Source organism: Microcoleus sp. MOSTC5, from assembly GCF_036701825.1.
Lineage (GTDB): Bacteria > Cyanobacteriota > Cyanobacteriia > Cyanobacteriales > Microcoleaceae > Microcoleus > Microcoleus asticus.
In genome coordinates this window covers 1-2,028 of the sequence record NZ_JAUBRK010000162.1, presented here as the reverse complement: position 1 = coordinate 2,028, position 2,028 = coordinate 1, and the positions used below count along the sequence as shown (strand labels likewise).

Sequence of the window (2,028 nt, the reverse complement as noted above, 5' to 3'; positions counted from 1 at the left end):
TTTGATAACTTTCGGGCGAGGCTATTAGCTTGCTTTTCTAATTAGTTTTGCTGATCACCTTGACTCCAGAAGAGCCGTGTGACTAATGGCTTCCGTTCGGAATGGGGGCGAGATTTGTTTGCTGCTGTTCGTTCAGTTGTTAATACTGGCAAGCGTCAGGGCTTGACGGCTTATCAATCTATTCAACAAGCTCTCTCTACTGATCGCTCCCTTTTTTGCCCTAGTTGAGCAATTACGAAATATTTAGGTTTTTTATTTTATAAAGTGCTAAATTTACGAATTTAGATAATCACTCCACACCAACAAGCTTTTATCTTTTGGGGAGACAATGCTTGATTTGAAATTAATTAACATTATTCCACAGGCGAGATGATAAGTCAATTCATAAAAGTCATAACCTTAATTTCATAAAAGTCATATATCTTACTAATTTCTAAGATCGTCTCCAACTGAATTCGGGATTGTAACCCACATTTCGCCTCCACTATATATAGCGTGTCACAACCATTACTAGGTGGGCATTTAGGGTAAATCAAAATACTCAAGGCACTATATATAGCCAACTTAAACATCAATTCCACTACAGAAGCGAGTATGCGACAGTTGAGGGTGCCGAATGCGGGATCTAAAGTTTGCGGGTGTCAGCAACTGAGTGCGGGTATTTCTTGCGATCGGTGATGACAAAGGAACTGCTACTTTTTATGTTCGCCCACACAATCGCATCTAACTCAACATCACTCAGCATTTTGGGTTTCATCTCACACAAATCTTGCAGCAGGGCCTTGACATCGGGAAATGCAAAATACTCCGTCAGGAGAGCCAATTCGATAATTAAAAGAACGATTGCCAATTAGAGTAACGATTAAGGATGTAACAGGGGATTGTTTCTAATTTCCGATAAACATTCTTCTAAAGACAAACCATGCAGAATTTCCCACCATTGCCCCGTATGTCTCATGTAGGCCACATTAAAACAATCTTGCCCAACATATTCTAGGCGGGCGGAGCGAGACTCAAAAGACGGGGAAATCGCCCTCGGACTCGGACAATTATAAGTTGAGCAGAAGTAAAAATAGTGGCGATACCACTTGCCAAAGATATCCGTTCGATAGTTGAAATCATGGTCTGTGGGTGGAGAGTCGATATATTTGGGATTAAATTCTGTTTGAATTAACTCATTACATTTTTGTTCGATTAATTGTTTCTCAGTATCAGGCACTGTAGGTTTAGACTGTTTGGGAGAAGAAGAAAGCCAGAGCTTTTTTGCTTTTTTTGCCATTGAATTTGTTTTCCTGATTATCTAGGTAGAATTGAAACGACAAAATCGATCGTTCGACCTACTGTGAAGGTAGTGGCTGCTTGCAACAACCTTTGTTGGGCTACTTATCAAGGCGGCGCGAGCCTCCAAGTAATGCGAGCCGCTTTTGTCAAACGGCGCAATCTATGCCTTGATTGGGTGCGGTGCGGATGATTTGTAGCAAGCACGCTCTCGTATTGATAATACTTAATTTTCCCCGCGAAACTGCCTTACTCAAAACTTTTGGCTCCATCCCATACAAATCCCGTAGCACAACCTGGACGTTAGGAAACACAAAATACGAACGTCCGTTGCCCAATGCGGTGATTAAACACTTTCTAACCCAGATACCACAACTACGAGCGTGTCACACTGCGCCTCTTGTTCTGCCAAGCTATGGATTTGGTGCTGGGCTCCGCGTTGCAATCCACTCTCTTTTTTTGGCTCTAAATCTTCTTCAAAGCGATCGGTGTACAGCGAGGGGTCTAACCCTACATTATGCCCCGCTCGCCTTAAACACAACGCAAAAATAACGGTTTGAGAGTGTCGATCGCTTCGAGCGAACAAAGACTGATTTTGTTGATTTGGTGGGACAAGCAGCTCGAACAATCCTTTAACTCAATTACGGGACGGGTTTGCTTTCGCTCGTGCGTTCGCCTAGGGCGTCGGTTCAGTATTAGGAGTTGACAAAAAAGACTGAAAATGATATGTGAATTGAGAAGCCTGTTAAA

3 protein-coding genes are annotated in these 2,028 nt (G+C 42.5%); all 3 read right to left on the bottom strand.

All coding sequences use genetic code 11. The features are described 5' to 3' along the window. Nucleotides 1–625 precede the first annotated feature (625 nt). On the bottom strand, nt 626–850 hold the full coding sequence (locus QUA54_RS34095; RefSeq protein WP_333419442.1) for a hypothetical protein: 225 nt from the start codon (nt 848–850) through the stop codon (nt 626–628). Nucleotides 851–862: 12 nt separating this feature from the next. Then, entirely contained in the window at nt 863–1,279 is a 417-nt protein-coding gene (locus QUA54_RS34090; protein ID WP_333419440.1) for a DUF3024 domain-containing protein, read from the bottom strand. 345 nt (nt 1,280–1,624) lie between these two features. After that, entirely contained in the window at nt 1,625–1,906 is a 282-nt protein-coding gene (locus tag QUA54_RS34085) for a hypothetical protein (protein WP_333419438.1), read from the bottom strand. Nucleotides 1,907–2,028 lie beyond the last annotated feature (122 nt).

What these genes read in the sequence shown, in the direction of transcription:
- QUA54_RS34090 (WP_333419440.1), bottom strand. Translation starts at nt 1,279, where the DNA reads ATGGCAAAAAAAGCAAAAAAGCTCTGGCTTTCTTCTTCTCCCAAACAG.